Below are 16,802 nucleotides of genomic sequence, written 5' to 3'. Positions count from 1 at the left end.
CGCACTGGGTGGAACGTATGGGGGCAGGGCGGCGCTCGCTCGTCCCGGTTGTTTGCAGGAAGGATTTCGGTCAACTTCGCGCGGTTTCCGCGGTTTCCGTGTGCCTGGGACAGGTGTCGATCGCGTCGGTACCGGTCGGCGTTTTCCGTGCCCTGCCGCGCACCGTGGAAACCTACTCGTGTGAGCGCGCGATTGGTGCGGTCGGGGCAGCGGGCGAACGCGCTCGGACGGCGGGATGTCGGGCGGCCCTTCCGGTTCGCCGGTGGGCGAGGCCCGGCGTGTGGGTGCTGGGGAGAGGTGTCGAGTGATGCCAGGACGGGACCGGCGGAACGCCGGCGAGGATCGGCGCGGGGGCGCGGTGGGCGCCGATGCCGCGTCCGGGCCGCGCGGGCCGCTGGGGGCCGTCGAAGGGCCGGTCGACCTGCGGGCGCTGCCCGCGGCCCTGTTACCCGAGTTCGCCGAGGAAATCCGCACGTTCCTCGTGGACACGGTCACCCGCACCGGCGGGCACCTCGGGTCGAACCTCGGCATGGTGGAGCTGACCATCGCGCTGCACCGGGTCTTCGACTCGCCGCGCGACGTGGTGCTGTTCGACACCGGGCACCAGGCGTACGTGCACAAGCTGCTCACCGGGCGCCGGCGGGAGTTCGCCACCCTGCGGCAGCGCGGCGGGCTGTCCGGCTACCCGAGCGCGGCGGAGTCTCCGCACGACCGGATCGAGAACTCCCACGCGTCCACCGCGCTGTCCTATGCCGACGGATTGGCGAGGGCGTTCAGCCTGCGCGGGACCACCGACCGACGGGTGGTGGCGGTGATTGGCGACGGGGCGCTGACCGGTGGCCTCGCCTGGGAGGCGCTGAACAACCTGGGTGCCGGTCCGCAGCGTCCGGTGGTGGTCGTGCTGAACGACAACGGCCGTTCCTACGACCCCACCGTCGGCGCGCTCGGCCGGCACCTCGCCGGCCTGAGGGCGGGAGCGGGGCGGGCGTCCTCCGTGTTCGCCGAACTCGGCCTCGGCTACCTCGGCCCGGTCGACGGGCACGACATCGCCGCCGTCGAGGACGCGCTGCGGAGGGCCGTGCGGTGGCGGCGCCCGGTGGTCGTGCACTGCGTGACGCGGAAGGGAAAGGGCTTCCCACCCGCGGAGGCCGACGAGGCCGACTGTCTGCACGCGGTCGGCCCGGCGGCCCCGGCGGCCACGCGGGCGTCCGCGGCCGAGCCTCCCTCCTGGACCTCCGTCTTCGGGCAGGAGCTGCGGGCCATCGGCGCCGAGCGGCCGGACGTGGTGTGCCTGACGGCCGCGATGCTGCGCCCCACTGGGCTGCTCCCGTTCGCCGAAACCTACCCGGACCGGGTGATCGACGTGGGCCTGGCCGAGCAACACGCCGTGGCCGGCGCCGCCGGGCTGGCGATGGGCGGGCTGCATCCCGTGGTGGCCGTGTACGCGACGTTCCTCAACCGCGCGTTCGACCAGGTGCTGATGGACGTCGCGCTGCACCGGCTGCCGGTGACCTTCGTGCTCGACCGGGCGGGCGTGACCGGTCCGGACGGAGCCAGCCACCACGGCATGTGGGACCTGTCGCTGCTGGCCCTCGTTCCCGGGCTGCGGTTGGCCGCGCCGCGCGACGCCGGCACGCTGCGCGAGCTGCTCCGGGAGGCGGTCGCGGTCGACTCCGGACCGACCGCGGTGCGGTTCCCGAAGGGCACCACGGGGCCGGACGTCCCCGCCCGGTACCGCCGTGGCCGCTGCGACGTGCTCCTCGACCCGCCCGACCCCGACGTGCTCCTGGTGGCAGTCGGCCCGCTCGCGCCGGCCTGCCTCGCGGCGGCGGCCGAGCTGCGCCGGCAGGGCATCGCCGCGACGGTGGTGGACCCCCGGTGGGTGCACCCGCTGGACCCCTCGCTGCTCGAGTTGGCCGCCGCACACCGGCTGGTGATCACGGTCGAGGACAACACCGGGACCGGCGGGGTCGGCGCGCGGCTGGCGCAGGCCGCCGCCGGCGAGCAGGGCGCGCCGCGGGTCCGTTGCCTGGCCCTCCCCGGCGAGTTCCTCCCGCACGGCGGCCGCGGTGAGCTGCTGGACGAGCACGGGCTGACCGCGTCCGCGATCGCCGCCGCGGTGCGCCAGCACCTGCCCGCGATCCGCCTCGCCGAACCGGGCACCGTGCTCGCGGAGCGGTCCGTGCCGTGACGACCGACAACCCCTGGAGGTGACGCACATGACCGCGTCGACGGCGTCGGGTCGGCGCTCGCCCGGCCCGCGTGTCCCCGCCCCGGCCGAGCTGCGCGACCGGGTGGACCGCGAGCTCGCCGAGTTCCTCGACCGTGGCGAGCCGGAGTTCACCAGCCCGCCCGCGCTGCACGAGGTCTTCCGGCTACTGCGCCGATTCGTGCTGGGCGGCGGCAAGCGCATCCGCCCGCTGTTCTGCTACTGGGGCTGGCGCGGTGCCGGCGGCGCCGACTGCGCCGAGATCGTCCGGGCCGCCGCGGCGCTGGAGCTGTTCCAGGCGTTCGCGCTGATGCACGACGACATCATGGACGGCAGCGAGCTGCGCCGGGGCGAGCCCGCGTTGCACCGCGCGCTGACCGACCTGCACGCCCGGCACGCCTGGCGCGGCCGCGAGGCGCACTTCGGGATGAGCGTGGCGATCCTCTGCGGCGACCTCTGCCTGTCCTATTCGGACGAGATGCTGCACGGGTGCGGGCTGCCCGACCGGCGGGTGCGGGCCGCCCAGGAGCTGGTCCACCGGATGCGCACCGAGGTGATGATCGGGCAGAACCTCGACCTGCTGGACCAGGCCACCGGCGGGACGCTGGAGGGCGCCCTCACCATCATCCGGTTCAAGGCTGCCAAGTACACGATCGAGCGGCCGCTGCAGATCGGCGCGGTGCTCGCCGGGGCGGGCCCGGAGCTGCTGGCGGCCTACTCGGACTTCGCCATCCCGCTCGGCGAGGCGTTCCAGCTCCGCGACGACGTGCTCGGCGTGTTCGGCGACTCGGCGGTCACCGGCAAGCCCACGCTCGACGACCTGCGCGAGGGCAAGCCCACGGTACTGATCGCGCTGGCCCGGCAGCGGGTGTCCGCGGCGCAGGCCGCCCAGCTGGCCGAGCTGCACGGCAACGACCGGCTCGACGAGGAGGGCGCCGCCACCCTGCGGTCGATCATCGCGGCCACCGGTGCGCTGACGGCCGTGGAGGACATGATCAGGGAACGCCACGAGCGCGCCCTCGCCGCCGCGGCGGCGATCCCGGTGCCCGACGAGGTGCGGCGGGCCCTGCTCGACCTCGCCGCGGCGGCCACGGTGAGGTCGTCGTGACCGGTCCGCGGCGGGTGTTGCTGGCCAGCCCGCGCGGCTTCTGCGCGGGCGTGGACCGGGCGGTGGAGACGGTGGAGCGGGCGCTGGCCGAGCACGGGCCGCCGGTGTACGTGCGCAAGGAGATCGTGCACAACCGGCATGTGGTGGACACGCTGCGTCAGCGCGGGGTCATCTTCGTCGAGGAGACGTCCGAGGTGCCCGAGGGGGCGCTGGTGGTGTTCTCCGCGCACGGGGTGTCGCCGGCGGTGCACGAGGAGGCGAAGGCGCGCGACCTGCGCACGATCGACGCGACGTGCCCGCTGGTGACCAAGGTGCACCGCGAGGCGCGACGGTACGCCGAGCAGGACTACGACATCCTGCTCATCGGGCACGAGGGCCACGAGGAGGTCGAGGGCACCCAGGGCGAGGCGCCGGAGCACGTGCGGCTGGTGGACACCGCCGAGGACGCCGAGACCGTGCCGGTGCGGGACCCGTCGAGGGTGGTGTGGCTGTCGCAGACCACGCTGAGCGTGGACGAGACCATGGAGCGGGTCGAGCAGCTCCGCCGGCGCTTCCCCGAGCTGCACAGCCCACCCAGCGACGACATCTGCTACGCCACGCAGAACCGGCAGGTGGCGGTCAAGGCGATGGCGCCGGAATGCGACCTGGTGCTGGTGGTGGGCTCGGCGAACTCGTCCAACTCGCGCCGGCTGGTGGAGGTCGCCCTGCAGGCCGGCGCCCGGTCGGCGTACCTGGTCGACCACGCGGGGGAGATCGACCCGGGCTGGCTGGCCGGCGCGGGCACGGTCGGGGTCAGCAGCGGCGCGTCGGTGCCGGAGATCCTGGTCCGCGGGGTGCTCGATCACCTGGCCGCCGCCGGATGGACCGACGTCTCCGAGGTCACCACCGCCGAGGAAACCTTCCGCTTCGCGTTGCCGCGCGAGTCCGATGCTGTGGGGGAGGCGACTCGATGGGCGCCGCAGGCTCGCGGGCGACGGCCCGGGTCCTGACCCCGCTGGCGTCCGTTCTCCGGTGGGCGTGGGACGAGGCCCGGCTCAGCTACTCCTTCATCCGCAACGACGTCTGGACCACGGTCATCCCGGCGACCGCGTTCGTCGTCGCCGCCGCGCGGCACTCCGGGGTGGACGGAGCCGCGCTGCTCACGGCGTTCGGCAAGGGCGCGCTGTACTTCTGGCTGTTCATCTACGGATTCACCCTGACCAACCAGCTCTTCGGGATCGAGGAGGACCGGGTCAACAAGCCGTACCGCCCGCTGGTCGCCGGGCAGTGCAGCCACCGGGGTGCGCGGGTCCGCGCGGCACTCGTGCTGGTGGCGTTCCCCCTCGTCGGCTGGTGGTTGGGCGTGCTGCCCTGGGCGCTGCTGTGGGAGGGGAGCTACCTGCTGAGCACCGTCGCGCGCTGGGAGCGGCACTGGCTGTGGAAGAACCTCTCCATCGGCGTCGGCGTGCTCAGCCAACTCGCCGCGGCGTGGCAGATGGTCGCGCCGATCGGTCCGCTGGCGTGGCGATGGATCGGCACCCTCGCCGTGGTCGTGCTGGTCCTCATCCCGCTGCAGGACCTGCGCGACATCGACGGCGACGTGGTCAACGGGCGCACCACGTTCCCGGTCGCGTTCGGGCAGCCGGCCACCCGCTACTACCTGGCGGTTGGGTTCGGCTGCCTCCCCGTGGCCACCCATCTCCTGCTGTTCGGGTCGGGCACGCCGCCGGTCGCGCCACTGGTGGACGCCGCGCTCGCGGTGCTGAGCTGGTGGATCGCCGTGCGGGTCCTCACCAGGCGCTCGCCCCGCGAGGACCATCGCACGCAGCGCCGGTTCGAGCAGTGGTACACGATCGCGCTCGCCTCGGCCATCCTGGTGCTCTGACGGAAGGTCAGCGGCAGTGGCGGCGGATCTCCGCCGGCCAGCCCCGCGGGTCGTCGCCGTGCATCGAGCGCACCGCGTGGGACCACCGCTCGATCCCGAAGCCGGTGCACCCGGAGTGCACCGGCGCCCCGGCCGCGTCGACCACCCCGAAGGCGTGGGACAGGCTGTCCCGGACGTTGTTGAACGAGGCCACCGCGAAGGTCTCCCCGCCGGGCAGCTCCGCGACCAGCTCGTACTTCGCATGGGAGAGCAGCTGGAACTGCCGCATCGGGGTGTCCTCGGCGAAGTAGAAGGGGTCGCTGGCGGTCTCCAGCCGGCCGCGCAGCCCCAGCTCGGTGAACAGCTCCCACACGGTGTCCATCAGCGACGCCCGGATCCGCTCCACGTAGCCGGGGTCTCCCAGGTAGACGATCTCGCGCATGGTGAAGCTGGGCACCCGGTGCGCGCTCAGCCGCCAGGACGCCTCGTGCCGGAAGCACTGCCCGATCACGGTGACGGCGAGCGGGTCGCGCACCTCCGTGTCGGCATGTTCGGCGTAGGTGTGCATGCACAGCGCCGGGGTGAGCAGGTAGCCGCTCAGCCGGCTCAGCGGCGCGGGGTCGTTCCCCGCCCGCACCCGTGCCAGCAGCGCGCGCTCGTGTGGCAGCTCGCTGACCAGGTACGCGTTCTGCGGGAAGAGCGCCAGGTACCGGCACCGGTCGATCACCGCGCGCTCGATCACCGCGGGGTAGGCCCGCTCGATGGCCCCTTCGGCCCGGCAGAGGTCGAGGAACAGCAGGTCGAGCGCCCGGTGCAGGACGGGGTCCAGCCGGGCGGGCGCGCTGGTGCCGGGCTCGGCGGGGTCGGTGCGGCGGACCACGCGCTGCCCGCGCAGCCGCTCGCCGGCGACCTCGTCGGCCAGCTCGTCCAGCACGGCCAGATCCGCGACGCGGTCGGCGTCGATGTCGACGACGAGCTCCCGCGGCTCGGCACCCGGCTCGATCGCGTGGATGCCCTCGACGCTGTACGTGAGCCGGTCGGCCACGAGTTTGGTCTGGTGGGCCGCGAAGCCCTCCGGCATCCGGTGCACGTACCGCACCACACCGTTGTTCTCACCGTTCACGCCCAACCCCCAGATGTCGGCTGTTCCATGTTAGGTCACGGCGAGGGCTCGGTGGTCGATCTTCCCGTTCGTCGTCACCGGAAGCCGGTCGTGCCGGACGAACCGGTGCGGCACCATGTACCGCGGCAGGTGGGTCACGCAGTGCCGGCGCAGCGCCTCCTCCGTCACCTCGCCCGCCGCTTGCACGTGGGCGACGAGCCCGGCGCCGTCCGCGGTCAGCACGCACGCGGCCTGTACGACACCCGGATGGCGGGCGAGGTGGAGCTCCACCTCGCCCGGCTCGACCCGGTTGCCGAGCACCTTGACCCGCCGGTCCCGGCGCCCGGCGAAGTACAGGTCGCCCCGCTCGTCCCGGACGACGAGGTCGCCGGAGCGGAACGCGGTGTCGGCGGGACCGCCCGGCGGGCCGGGCACCAGCGCGTCCGCCGTGGCCGCCGGGTCGCGCCAGTAGCCGCGGAACAGGCCGGGGCCGGCGAGGTAGCACTCGCCGATCGCGTGCGGCTCGGTCACCGCGCGCCCGGATTCGTCCACAATGGCCATGCGCAGGCCCGGGATCGCGGTGCCGCCGCACGGGGCGCGGCCGCGCCACTCGGGCACCGGATCGGGCAGGACCTTGTACGTGCACGCGATGGACTCGGACTGGCCGAAGACGTGCACCAGGCGCAGTCCCGGTCGGCCGGCGCGCAGGGCGCGGAACCCGGACGCCGGGAAGTCCTCGCCGCCGCAGACCACCGTGCGCAGCGGAGTGCTCCGGAGCAGGTGGGCGGCCTCGGCGGCGAGTATCGCGCGCCACACCGACGGCACGCCGTTGACCTGGGTGACCCCGTGCCTGGCCAGGTACCGGACGAACCCGCGGGGCTGGTGGGTGAGCAGGCTCGGAACCTGGACGAGGCAGCCGCCGGCGCCCAACGCCATGCCGAGGTCGAACAGCGCGAAGTCGAACTGCAGTGGCGCCGGGCTGCCCAACCGCACGCCGGGTTCGACACCGATTCCGGCGAACCCCCGCCAGCAGGTGACCACCGCCCGGTGGGTCATGGTGATGCCCTTCGGCTCGCCGGTGGAGCCGGAGGTGAACACGACGTAGGCGACGTCGTCGGGGGTGGGGGCCCTGGCCGGGCCGCGCGGGACGACGGGGTCGCCGAGGTCCAGCCCTCCGGAGACCAGCCGCTCCGCGGTGATCCAGGCACGGGGCTCCACGCGGGCGCGCAGCCGGTGTTTGCGGGCGGGCGGCAGCTCCGGACCAACCGGGACGAACACGACGCCGAGCCGGGCCGTGGCGATCATCAGGGCGACCGCCTCCGGCGTCGGGGCGAACTCCAGCACCACGAGGTCGCCGGCGCGCAACCCGTGCCGGTGCAGGTCCGCCGCATAGCGCAGGACCCGTTCGCGCAGCTGCCCGTGGGTCCAGCTCGCGCGCGGTGAGACGATCGCCGGATCGGTCGGCGCCATCGCGGAATGCGCGAGCAGGTAGTCGTGGAACGTCGCCGCCCCTTGCACCGGTTCAGTCTACCAAGTACCGTTCGGGGAAAGTGTGGGAAACGGCACGCTGGGGGAGTTTGCCGCGGATGACCGAAATCGTCGACCGGGCCGAGTTCGAGCGCCGGTTCAAGAAGTTCGTCGGTGAGCTCAAGCCCGGGTTCGACACGGATTCGATCGCCCCCGGGGACAATCTCTTCGACCTGGGCGCACTGGATTCGCTGAGCATGACCAGGGTGGTCATCTTCCTCGAGGACCTGCTCGGTGCGGAGATCGACCTGGAAACGGCGACCATCGATGCGTTCTCCAGCATCGACGTCATGTATTCGCGGTTCATCGAGCCGAAATGAGGCCACTGGATTTTCTCGGTCGGGACTTCGAGCGCGATCCCTGGCCGAGCTACGCCCGGCTGCGGCGCGAACAGCCGGTGTGGTGGGCGGCCGAGATCGGGATGTTCTGCGTGAGCCGGCACCGGGACGTGCGGGCGTGCCTCGCCGGTGCCGACTTCACTGTGCGCTACCCGTTCCGGGTGAGCCGGCAGGTGTTCGGGGAGACCCTGCTCGACCTCGACGGTCCGCGGCACGCCCGTCAGCGGGCCCTGCTGGCGGCGCTGCTGGCCGGTCGGCTCGGCAACCGGGGCTTCCGGGCCGCCGCCGCGGGCGTGCTGCCCGGGGTGCTGGACGGGCTCGGCGAGGGCGCGGCCGTCGAGTTCGTCGCCGATGTCGCCGCCCGGGTCCCGCTGCTGGTCACCACCGAGTTCGTCGGTGTTCCGCCGGGTGACCACGACTTCGTCGTCACGCGGGTCGCCCACCTGTTGCGGCATCTCGACGGCAGCCGGGGCGGGTACGCCGCCGCCAGCCACACCCGGACCGAGCTCGCCGGCTACCTGGCGGACCTGCTCGCCGGGCGCCCGCCGGCCGGATCGCTGCTGCGCGCGCTGGCCGGATGTGACCTCCCGCGGGAGGAGGCCGTGTCGCTCACCCTGCTCACGCTCGCCGCCGGGGCGCGGACGTCGACCGCGCTGCTGGCCAACGCGATGGTGTGCCTGCTGCGGTTCCCCATGTGGCGGGACCGGATCGCCCGCCGGCCGGCGCTGCTGCGCCCCTTCCTGCGCGAGGTGTTGCGGTACGAGCCGCCGCAGCACGACACCGTGCGGTTCGCCGCCAGGGACACCATCCTCGCCGGGGTGGGGCTGCCCGAGGGCGCTCCGGTGAAGGTGTTGCTGGCCAGCGCCAACCGGGACGAGGAGGTGTTCCCCGCCGCGGCGGCCTTCGACCCCAAACGGAGCCAGGCGGCGAGCGTGAGCTTCGGGCACGGCGCGCACGCCTGCCCCGGCAGCGGGTATGCGCTCGGTCTCGCCGAGGACGTCCTCGGCCGGTTCCTGGCCCGGTTTCCCGCCGCCCGATCCCCTGGCGGAGGCGTGCCCCCGGTGGCGGGCGGGACCTTCCGCCAGCCGGTGCGGCTGCCGTTGCTGCTCTGAGCCGACCGCCGCGCGTCGCCGGCCTTCCGGTTTCCCGGTCAGCCCAGGAAGTCCGCCACCGTCCCGGCGACCTCGCCGGCCTGGGCCCGGCCGGCGCGCGCGGCGGGCGCGCCGGCGGTGGGGTCGAGCAGGTTCGCCCGGATGTGGTCGCCGGTGTCGAGGTCGGGCTCCACCACGAGCACCTCGCACCCGTCGGCGCGCAGCTGCTTCATCGCCCGCCGCAGGGACACACCCATCCAGAGGGAGGGGGCGTGCACGCCGCACGGCGAGAGCACCACCACCCGCTCGAAGCCCGTCACCAGGTCGAGGTTCTCGTTCGATCGCGTGCCCGCGTCCATGTACGTCCGGTCGCCCAGCGGGACCGCGGGCCACACCCCGGGGATCGCGCAGCTCGCCGCCACGACGTCGGCCAGCGGGAGGTCGGGGGCCCGCTCCAGGATTCGCGGCTCGCCGCTCTCGGTGTCCACCGCGACCATTCCCACCCGTTGCTCGGGCCAGGTGTCGGCGGGCAACTCGGCGGCGATCAGCGCGCGGAACTCGTCCGCGGGCAGCGGCTGCTCCCGCCGGGCCAGCTCACCCATCCGGCGCCGCATCTCGGTGCCGTCCCGCGCGCCGTCCACCGCCAGGGTGAGCCGCCGGTCCAGCTCGGGCACGTCGATCTGCATCGTCCGCTTCATGGCCGGCGAGCCAGGACCGCACTGGCGGTCGTACAGGTCGGTCAGCCGGGTATCGCCACCGAGCGCCGCGGCCACGATGGCGCCGCTCGAGGTGCCGACGACGAAGTCGAAGCCTCCCGGATCGACGCCGGCCTCCGCCAGCCCCACCAGTAGTCCCGCTTCCCAGGCGACACCCGACATTCCCCCGGCGCCCAGGACCAACGCCCGGCCAGCCATGACGACCTCCGCGACTTCACCCCAGTACGCCGCCCGGCGGCGCGGGCGGCCGTGGCCGTGACCCTAGCACGCCGAGCGCGTGTCAGTGCCGGGCGAACCCGGCCGCCGCGGTGACGAAGCCCTCGGCCCTCGCGGCCAGCGCGTCCACGTCCCCACCGGCCAGCGCGTCACCCAGCAGCGACGTCGCGACGGCCACCGCCACCGCGCCGGCGGCGAGGTACTCGGCCACGTCCGCGCACCGCACGCCCCCGGTCGGCACGAGCGGGACGTCGGGCAGCGGGGCGCGCACCGCGCGCACGTAGTCCACCCCGCCCACCGCCGACACCGGGAACACCTTCACCGCGGCCGCGCCGAGCCGCCACGCCTGGTCGATCTCCGTCGGGGTCAGCGCGCCGGCCAGCACCGGAAGGCCGCGCTCGTCCGCCCTGGCCAGCACGTCGGGCCGCACGGTCGGGGTGACCAGGAAGTCGGCGCCCGCGTCGGCCGCGGTGTCGACGTCCGCGGGGACCCGTACGCTGCCGGCGCCGACCTTCGCATCGGGCGGCAGCTCGCGCCTGACGTCGGCCAGCGCCCCGACCGCGCCCGGCGTGGTGAGGGCGACCTCGAGCAGCCGCACCCCCGAGGAGTAGAGGACCGCCGCTCTGTCGGGTACGTGCTCGGCCGTGTCGCCGCGCAGGATGACCACCAGGCGGTACCGGTCCAGCCACTGCTTCACCGAAACCACTGCCTCACTCTGACCACTGCCTCACCGGGACCACTGCCTCACGATGACGTCACCACCGACCTCACCCCGCCGTCACGAGGCGACCCTGGGCGTGCCCACCAGCTCCACCCCGGCCGACCGCAGCTCCGCCAGCGCCGTGTCCACGGTGGACCGGGAGACGCCGGCGGTGAGGTCGAGCAGTACCCGGGTGGTGAAGCCGGCGCGGGCGGCGTCCAGCGCGGTGGCCCGCACGCAGTGGTCGGTGGCGATGCCGACGAGATCGACCGTGTCGACGCTGCGCTCGCGCAGCCAGTCGGCGAGGCCCTCGCCGGTGCCGGTGTGGCCCTCGAAGCCGGAGTAGCCGTCGCTGTACTGGCCCTTGGAGAACACGGACCGCACCGGGCCGACGTCCAGTTCGGGGTGGAACGACGAGCCGGGGCTGCCGGCGACGCAGTGCGGTGGCCACGACCGCACGAAGTCCGGCCGCTCGCTGAAGTGCGCCCCGGGGTCGATGTGGTAGTCCCGGGTCGCCACCACGTACGGGTAGTCGCTCTCGGCGAGGTGGGCGGAGATGTCGGCGGCGGTCGCGGCGCCCCCGGCGACGGCCAGCGCCCCGCCCTCGCAGAAGTCGTTCTGCACGTCCACCACGATCAGTGCGGTAGCCATCTCGCGACCTTCCGTTCTCGTCAGCGGAACACCGTCGGGATCGCGGGCTCGCCGGAGGAGAGCTTCAGTCCCTCCCACGGCAGGCTCACCAGTGCCCGGCGCAGGCGTTGCCTTCCGTCATCCAGGGTGGGCAGGTCGTCGACGATTTGTCCACTCCGCATCAGCGGGATCTGCAGCTCCCGGTCGTGCGGGCCGCGCTCGGGCGGCTCACCGGCGCGGTGGATCACCTCCTCCAGCGCGGTGCCGGTCTCCTTGTGCCGGCGCAGCGCGGCCTTGCGGCCGCCGCGGGACTCCTTGTACGCGCTGCGCTTGGCCACCGGCCGGCCGTCGACCTCGACCAGCTTGTAGACCATGCCCGCGGTCGGCGCGCCGGAGCCGGTCACCACGGAGGTGCCCACCCCGTAGGCGTCCACCGGCTCCGCTCGCAGCGCGGCGATCGCGTACTCGTCGAGGTCGCCGGACACGATGATTCGGGTGTCCTTCGCGCCCAGCGCGTCGAGCTGCTCCCTGGCCCTGCGGGCCAGCGGGCCGACGTCGCCGGAGTCGATGCGGATCGCGCCCAGCTCGGCGCCGGCGACCCGGACCGCGGCCTCGATCCCGGCGGTGATGTCGTAGGTGTCCACCAGCAGTGTGGTGTCCGCGCCGAGCTTGCGCACCTGCGCCCGGAACGCCTCCTCCTCGTCGTCGTGCAGCAGCATGAACGCGTGCGCGACGGTGCCGCGGGTGGGGATGCCGTACCGGCGGCCGGCCTCCAGGTTCGAGGTGGCGGCGAAGCCGGCGAGGTACGCGGCGCGCGCGGCGGCCACCGCGGCGTGCTCGTGGGTGCGCCGGCCACCCATCTCGATGATCGGCCGGCTGTTGGCGGCACCGGTCATCCGCGCGGCGGCCGAGGCGATCGCGCTGTCGTGGTTGAGGATCGACAGCGCCAGGGTCTCCAGCACCACGGCCTCGGCGAAGGTGCCGCGCACGGTGAGCACCGGGGAGCCAGGGAAGTACAGCTCTCCCTCGGGGTAGCCGTCGATCTCGCCGGAGAAGGAGTAGTCGGCCAGCCACGCCAGGGTGTCCGCGCCGACGACGGCGGTGGCCTCCAGCTGGGCCAGCTCGGCGTCGGTGAACCGGAAGTCGGTGATGGCCGACAGCAACCGCTCGGTGCCGGCGACCACGCCGTAGCGGCGGCCGTCGGGAAGCCGGCGGGCGAAGACCTCGAACACGCACGTGCGGTCGCCGGTGCCGTCGGCCAGCGCGCTGGCCAGCATGGTGAGCTCGTAGTGGTCGGTGAGCAGGGCCGTGCTCGGCGCGGCGGGATCGACAACCATGCGGCAGAGCCTAGGCGGTTACCCGCGACGATGATCCCATCACTCACACGGTCGCCCTGCCGCGCCACACCCGGTGCGGTCCGTGACACCATGGGGATATGACCACGCCTGTCGAGGCCGAACAGACACTCGGTGCCGATGTGGGTGCCGAGGACAGACCGTGGCAGACGATCGTGTGGAACGACCCGGTGAACCTGATGTCGTACGTTACCTACGTGTTCCAGAAGATCTTCGGGTACAGCCGGGAGCACGCCACCAAGTTGATGCTCGACGTGCACCACAAGGGAAAGGCCGCGGTGTCCTCCGGTACCAAGGAGAAGGTGGAGGGCGACGTCGCGAAGCTGCACGCCGCGGGGCTGTGGGCCACGATGGAGCAGCCGTGAGGAGCTGGCGCCGCAAGGGAGCCAGGGTCGTCGCCGGCTTCGAGCAGCAGGAGGCCGCCGTGCTGCGTGGCCTGGTCAGCCAGGTCGACGACATGCTGCGCGCGCGGGCCGAGGAGGCGCCGCAGGACGAGCTGGCCGAGCTGACCGGGATCCGTACCGGCCCCTCGGAGTCGCCGAACGACCCGGTGCTGTCCCGGCTGCTGCCCGACTTCCACCGGCTCGACCCGGACAACCCGACGAAGGAGGCGCTGGACTCGGCGGCCGCGCTGCGCTCCCTGCACGAGCCCGAGGTGCTGACGGCGAAGATCGGGGTCGCGGAGGTGCTGCTGCGCACGCTGCCGCCCTCCGGCGGGGACGTCAAGCTCAGCCTCGAGGAGGCCGACGCGTGGCTGTCGACGCTCAACGACGTCCGGCTGGCGCTGGGCACCGCGTTGGACGTCACCGAGGACATGCCCGACGAGCTGCCCGAGGACGACCCGCGGGCCCCGCACCTCGGCGTGTACCACTGGCTGACCTGGGTGCAGGAAAGCCTGGTGCAGGCGCTGGCCGAGTAGCCGATGACCGGGCCCCACAACGCGATCACCGACGTGCCGGGGGTGCTGGTCGGCCACCACCACCGGCTCGGGGACGGCTGGGCCAGCGGCACCACGGTGGTGCTGGTGCCGGACGAGGCCACCGGCGCGGTCGACCAGCGTGGTGGTGCGCCCGGCACCCGGGAGACCAACCTGCTCGAGCCGGAGAACCTGGTGCAGCGGGTCAACGCGGTGTGCCTTTCCGGCGGCAGCGCCTACGGCCTGGCCGCGGCCGACGGGGTGGTGCGCTGGCTGGGCGAGCGGCGGCTCGGTTACCCGGTGGGGGCCGAGCCGCACGAGGTGGTGCCGATCGTGCCGGCCGCCGTGCTGTTCGACCTGCCGCGCAGCGCGTGGGGCAACCGCCCGGACGCGGCCTTCGGCCACGCCGCCTGTGCCGCCGCCACCGATGGTCCGGTGGCGCAGGGCAACGTGGGTGCCGGCGCGGGGGCGCGGATCGGCTCGCTCAAGGGTGGCATCGGTACGGCCAGCGAGGTGGACGGCGGGGGCGTGGTCGGCGCGATCGCGGCGGTGAACGCGGCCGGGGAGGCGGTGGACTACGGGACCGGGATGCCGTTCGCGGCCGACCACGAGGTCGGCGGCGAGTTCGGCGTGCCGGCGTGGCCGCGGCGCGCGGCCGAGCGGCCGGTGGTCACCGCGCCGGAGCTGAACACCACGATCGGTGTGGTGGCGGTGGACGCGGCGCTGTCGAAGGCGGAGTGCCGGCGGCTGGCGGTGGCCGCGCAGGACGGGTTGGCCCGTGCGGTGCGGCCGGCGCACACGATGTTCGACGGGGACACGGTGTTCGCGCTGGCGACCGGGCGGAGGGAGCTGCCGGAGGCGCGCGGCCGGATCGGCCCGGCCGCCCGCGCGGCGGCGCTGGACGCGCTCTGCGCCGCGGCGGCCAGGGTGTTCGCCCGCGCCATGGTGCACGGCCTGCTGGCCGCGCGGGCCGCCGCGGGCCTGCGCGCCTACCGCGACCTCTGGCCCGAGGCGTTCGAGGAGCGCTGACGCCGGAGCGGCACTGACGTGGCTCGTCTCACTGTGTGAACAGCCGATGTCCAACCCGTAAGATGTGCGGCGTGCTTCGCATCCGCCGTGACCTCGTCGACGCGATCGTCGCGCACGCCCGCAGGGACCACCCGGACGAGGCCTGCGGCGTGATCGCCGGCCCCGAGGGCAGTGACCGGCCGGAGCGGTTCATCCCGATGCTCAACGCCGCCCGCTCGCCGACGTTCTACGAGTTCGACTCCGGCGACCTGCTGAAGCTCTACCGCGAGATGGACGCGAACGGCGAGGTGCCGGTGGTCATCTACCACTCGCACACGGCGACTGAGGCGTACCCTTCCCGCACCGACATCTCGCTCGCCCAGGAGCCGGACGCCCACTACGTCCTGGTCTCCACCCGCGACCCGCACGAGCACGAGTTCCGCTCGTACCGCATCGTCGACGGCGTGGTCACCGAGGAGTCCGTCGAGATCCTGGAGTCGTACATGTTCGCCCACACCGGGCGGGACGACACGCCCGACGCGTGACACCCGCCGGGAATACCAGGGTGTTCCCGAACGTCTGCCCTCAGCAGAACCCGGCCCGAACCAGCGGAGGTAGATCCATGGCCGTCACCGTTTCGATCCCCACCATCCTGCGTACGCACACCGGCGGCCAGAAGTCCGTCGAGGCCAACGGCAGCACCGTGCTCGAGGTCATCGACGACATCGAGGCCCGGCACGGCGGCCTGAAGGCCCGCCTGGTCAAGGACGAGAAGCTGCACCGCTTCGTCAACGTCTACGTCAACGACGAGGACGTGCGCTTCGCCGGCGGCCTGGACGCCAAGGTCCAGGACGGCGACAACGTGACCATCCTGCCCGCGGTGGCCGGCGGGTCCCGCTGAGCCCATGGCCCGTTACGAGTCGCTGCTCGACGCGCTCGGCGGCACCCCGCTGGTCGGCCTGCCCCGGCTGTCGCCGACGCCCGACGTCCGGCTCTGGGCCAAGCTCGAGGACCGCAACCCCACCGGCTCGATCAAGGACCGCCCCGCGCTGGCGATGATCGAGGCCGCCGAGCGGGACGGCCGGCTGCGCCGCGGCGCCACCATCCTCGAGCCGACGTCCGGCAACACGGGCATCTCGCTGGCCATGGCCGCCAAGCTCAAGGGCTACGGCCTGATCTGCGTGATGCCGGAGAACACCTCGGCCGAGCGCCGGCAGTTGCTGCAGGCCTACGGCGCGCGCATCGTGTTCTCCCCGGCCGCCGGCGGGTCCAACGAGGCCGTCCGCAGGGCCAAGGAGCTGGCCGAGGCCAACCCGGACTGGGTGATGCTCTACCAGTACGGCAACCCGGCCAACGCCGACGCGCACTACTCCGGTACCGGTCCCGAGCTGCTCGAGGACCTGCCGACGCTGACGCACTTCGTCGGCGGACTCGGCACCACCGGCACCCTCGTCGGCGTCGGGCGCTACCTGCACGAGCACAAGCCGGACGCGAAGATCATCGCGGCCGAGCCGCGGTACGGCGAGCTGGTGTACGGACTGCGCAACCTCGACGAGGGCTTCGTGCCCGAGCTGTACGACCCCGACGTGCTCGACGGCCGGTACTCGGTGGGCGCCTACGACGCGCTGCGCCGCACCCGCCAGCTGCTCGAGCACGAGGGCATCTTCGCCGGCATCTCCACCGGCGCGGTGCTGCACGCCGCGCTGGCCGTCGCCGAGAAGGCCGCGGCACGGGGCGAGCCGGCGGACGTGGCGTTCGTGGTGGCCGACGCCGGCTGGAAGTACCTGTCCACCGGCGCCTACAGCGGCACCCTGGACGAGGCGGCCGAGCGGCTGGACGGCCAGCTCTGGGCGTGACGCCCGGTGGCCCAGGGACGATCTCCGGGTTTTCACCGGAAGCCCCGGTGTGGTCGCGGGCCTAACCTGGAGTCCGTGAGCGAGCCTGCGAGCGCACCATGGAACACAGTGGTCCGGCGAACGTCGCCGACGAGTGCCAGCGAGGAGGGGTCCGCGAGCGAGCGTGCGAGCTCGCCGTTCAACACAG

Annotated in this window: 18 protein-coding genes; 12 read left to right on the top strand and 6 right to left on the bottom strand. The window is 73.5% G+C overall.

The features are described 5' to 3' along the window. The first annotated feature begins 307 nt into the window (after positions 1-307). Genes BM051_RS05400 through BM051_RS05385 form a run of 4 tightly spaced genes read left to right on the top strand, consistent with a single transcriptional unit; the run spans position 308 to position 5,181 of the window. Positions 308-2,191 carry a 1-deoxy-D-xylulose-5-phosphate synthase gene (locus BM051_RS05400; protein ID WP_092528757.1) on the top strand — a complete coding sequence of 628 codons (1,884 nt, stop codon included), beginning with the start codon at positions 308-310 and terminating at the stop codon, positions 2,189-2,191. Between the two features lie 28 nt (positions 2,192-2,219). Beyond that, positions 2,220-3,317: a polyprenyl synthetase family protein gene (locus tag BM051_RS05395; protein ID WP_092528755.1), complete on the top strand. Its 1,098-nt coding sequence runs from the start codon at positions 2,220-2,222 to the stop codon at positions 3,315-3,317. Beyond that, complete coding sequence (locus tag BM051_RS05390; RefSeq protein WP_092528753.1) at positions 3,314-4,306, top strand: 4-hydroxy-3-methylbut-2-enyl diphosphate reductase; 993 nt, start codon at positions 3,314-3,316, stop codon at positions 4,304-4,306. The genes BM051_RS05395 and BM051_RS05390 overlap by 4 nt, the downstream gene beginning before the upstream one ends. After that, positions 4,267-5,181, top strand: a complete 915-nt coding sequence (locus BM051_RS05385; RefSeq protein WP_166677547.1) for a UbiA family prenyltransferase — start codon at positions 4,267-4,269, stop codon at positions 5,179-5,181. Before BM051_RS05390 ends, BM051_RS05385 begins: the two co-directional genes overlap by 40 nt. Before the next feature lie 7 nt (positions 5,182-5,188). On the opposite strand, the gene BM051_RS05380 is transcribed toward BM051_RS05385, so the two are convergent. Together BM051_RS05380 and BM051_RS05375 are read right to left on the bottom strand one after the other, a co-directional pair. Then, positions 5,189-6,283 carry a class-II aminoacyl-tRNA synthetase family protein gene (locus BM051_RS05380; RefSeq protein ID WP_092528749.1) on the bottom strand — a complete coding sequence of 365 codons (1,095 nt, stop codon included), beginning with the start codon at positions 6,281-6,283 and terminating at the stop codon, positions 5,189-5,191. 30 nt (positions 6,284-6,313) lie between these two features. Continuing rightward, the gene (locus tag BM051_RS05375; protein ID WP_208325818.1) at positions 6,314-7,780 is read right to left on the bottom strand and encodes an amino acid adenylation domain-containing protein; all 1,467 of its coding nucleotides are present in this window, start codon (positions 7,778-7,780) and stop codon (positions 6,314-6,316) included. Positions 7,781-7,848: 68 nt separating this feature from the next. Between BM051_RS05375 and BM051_RS05370 the strand changes: the two genes are divergently transcribed. Next, positions 7,849-8,109: an acyl carrier protein gene (locus tag BM051_RS05370; RefSeq protein WP_092528747.1), complete on the top strand. Its 261-nt coding sequence runs from the start codon at positions 7,849-7,851 to the stop codon at positions 8,107-8,109. Beyond that, positions 8,106-9,239, top strand: a complete 1,134-nt coding sequence (locus BM051_RS05365) for a cytochrome P450 (RefSeq protein WP_092528745.1) — start codon at positions 8,106-8,108, stop codon at positions 9,237-9,239. The genes BM051_RS05370 and BM051_RS05365 overlap by 4 nt, the downstream gene beginning before the upstream one ends. Before the next feature lie 38 nt (positions 9,240-9,277). On the opposite strand, the gene BM051_RS05360 is transcribed toward BM051_RS05365, so the two are convergent. The 4 genes from BM051_RS05360 to BM051_RS05345 form a co-directional block, all read right to left on the bottom strand. Beyond that, the gene (locus BM051_RS05360) at positions 9,278-10,132 is read right to left on the bottom strand and encodes a patatin-like phospholipase family protein (RefSeq protein ID WP_092528743.1); all 855 of its coding nucleotides are present in this window, start codon (positions 10,130-10,132) and stop codon (positions 9,278-9,280) included. Positions 10,133-10,214: 82 nt separating this feature from the next. Then, positions 10,215-10,856, bottom strand: coding sequence for a bifunctional 4-hydroxy-2-oxoglutarate aldolase/2-dehydro-3-deoxy-phosphogluconate aldolase (locus BM051_RS05355; protein WP_092528741.1), 642 nt, complete (start codon positions 10,854-10,856; stop codon positions 10,215-10,217). A 72-nt stretch (positions 10,857-10,928) separates the two neighbouring features. Next, complete coding sequence (locus tag BM051_RS05350; protein WP_092528739.1) at positions 10,929-11,501, bottom strand: isochorismatase family protein; 573 nt, start codon at positions 11,499-11,501, stop codon at positions 10,929-10,931. 20 nt (positions 11,502-11,521) lie between these two features. Then, positions 11,522-12,817 carry a nicotinate phosphoribosyltransferase gene (locus BM051_RS05345; RefSeq protein ID WP_092528737.1) on the bottom strand — a complete coding sequence of 432 codons (1,296 nt, stop codon included), beginning with the start codon at positions 12,815-12,817 and terminating at the stop codon, positions 11,522-11,524. Positions 12,818-12,915: 98 nt separating this feature from the next. On the opposite strand from BM051_RS05345, the gene clpS reads away from it, so the two are divergent. The 6 genes from clpS (at position 12,916) to BM051_RS05315 (ending at position 16,615) form a co-directional block, all read left to right on the top strand. Continuing rightward, on the top strand, positions 12,916-13,200 hold the full coding sequence (gene clpS, locus BM051_RS05340) for an ATP-dependent Clp protease adapter ClpS (RefSeq protein ID WP_092528735.1): 285 nt from the start codon (positions 12,916-12,918) through the stop codon (positions 13,198-13,200). Further along, positions 13,197-13,754 carry a DUF2017 domain-containing protein gene (locus tag BM051_RS05335; RefSeq protein ID WP_092528733.1) on the top strand — a complete coding sequence of 186 codons (558 nt, stop codon included), beginning with the start codon at positions 13,197-13,199 and terminating at the stop codon, positions 13,752-13,754. The genes clpS and BM051_RS05335 overlap by 4 nt, the downstream gene beginning before the upstream one ends. Before the next feature lie 3 nt (positions 13,755-13,757). Then, a complete protein-coding gene (locus BM051_RS05330; RefSeq protein ID WP_092528731.1) occupies positions 13,758-14,780 on the top strand; it encodes a P1 family peptidase in 1,023 nt (340 codons plus the stop codon). 62 nt (positions 14,781-14,842) lie between these two features. Next, on the top strand, positions 14,843-15,304 hold the full coding sequence (locus BM051_RS05325) for a M67 family metallopeptidase (protein WP_092528729.1): 462 nt from the start codon (positions 14,843-14,845) through the stop codon (positions 15,302-15,304). A gap of 77 nt (positions 15,305-15,381) precedes the next feature. Further along, the gene (locus BM051_RS05320; protein WP_092528727.1) at positions 15,382-15,660 is read left to right on the top strand and encodes a MoaD/ThiS family protein; all 279 of its coding nucleotides are present in this window, start codon (positions 15,382-15,384) and stop codon (positions 15,658-15,660) included. A gap of 4 nt (positions 15,661-15,664) precedes the next feature. Beyond that, positions 15,665-16,615 (top strand): PLP-dependent cysteine synthase family protein, encoded by a 951-nt coding sequence (locus BM051_RS05315; RefSeq protein WP_092528725.1) that lies wholly within the window; start codon positions 15,665-15,667, stop codon positions 16,613-16,615. The last annotated feature ends 187 nt before the right edge of the window (positions 16,616-16,802 follow it).

Source organism: Amycolatopsis arida, from assembly GCF_900115565.1.
GTDB lineage: Bacteria > Actinomycetota > Actinomycetes > Mycobacteriales > Pseudonocardiaceae > Yuhushiella > Yuhushiella arida.
The sequence above is the reverse complement of the archived record's forward strand: the minus strand, read 5'-3'. Positions and strand labels throughout refer to the sequence as shown.

Bases quoted from the DNA above. Each gene is read 5' to 3' on its own strand.
- clpS (WP_092528735.1), top strand. From the start codon at position 12,916: ATGACCACGCCTGTCGAGGCCGAACAGACACTCGGTGCCGATGTGGGT.
- BM051_RS05345 (WP_092528737.1), bottom strand. From the start codon at position 12,817: ATGGTTGTCGATCCCGCCGCGCCGAGCACGGCCCTGCTCACCGACCAC.
- BM051_RS05400 (WP_092528757.1), top strand. From the start codon at position 308: ATGCCAGGACGGGACCGGCGGAACGCCGGCGAGGATCGGCGCGGGGGC.
- BM051_RS05320 (WP_092528727.1), top strand. From the start codon at position 15,382: ATGGCCGTCACCGTTTCGATCCCCACCATCCTGCGTACGCACACCGGC.
- BM051_RS05370 (WP_092528747.1), top strand. From the start codon at position 7,849: ATGACCGAAATCGTCGACCGGGCCGAGTTCGAGCGCCGGTTCAAGAAG.
- BM051_RS05350 (WP_092528739.1), bottom strand. From the start codon at position 11,501: ATGGCTACCGCACTGATCGTGGTGGACGTGCAGAACGACTTCTGCGAG.
- BM051_RS05325 (WP_092528729.1), top strand. From the start codon at position 14,843: ATGTGCGGCGTGCTTCGCATCCGCCGTGACCTCGTCGACGCGATCGTC.
- BM051_RS05330 (WP_092528731.1), top strand. From the start codon at position 13,758: ATGACCGGGCCCCACAACGCGATCACCGACGTGCCGGGGGTGCTGGTC.
- BM051_RS05385 (WP_166677547.1), top strand. From the start codon at position 4,267: ATGGGCGCCGCAGGCTCGCGGGCGACGGCCCGGGTCCTGACCCCGCTG.
- BM051_RS05360 (WP_092528743.1), bottom strand. From the start codon at position 10,132: ATGGCTGGCCGGGCGTTGGTCCTGGGCGCCGGGGGAATGTCGGGTGTC.
- BM051_RS05395 (WP_092528755.1), top strand. From the start codon at position 2,220: ATGACCGCGTCGACGGCGTCGGGTCGGCGCTCGCCCGGCCCGCGTGTC.
- BM051_RS05315 (WP_092528725.1), top strand. From the start codon at position 15,665: ATGGCCCGTTACGAGTCGCTGCTCGACGCGCTCGGCGGCACCCCGCTG.
- BM051_RS05365 (WP_092528745.1), top strand. From the start codon at position 8,106: ATGAGGCCACTGGATTTTCTCGGTCGGGACTTCGAGCGCGATCCCTGG.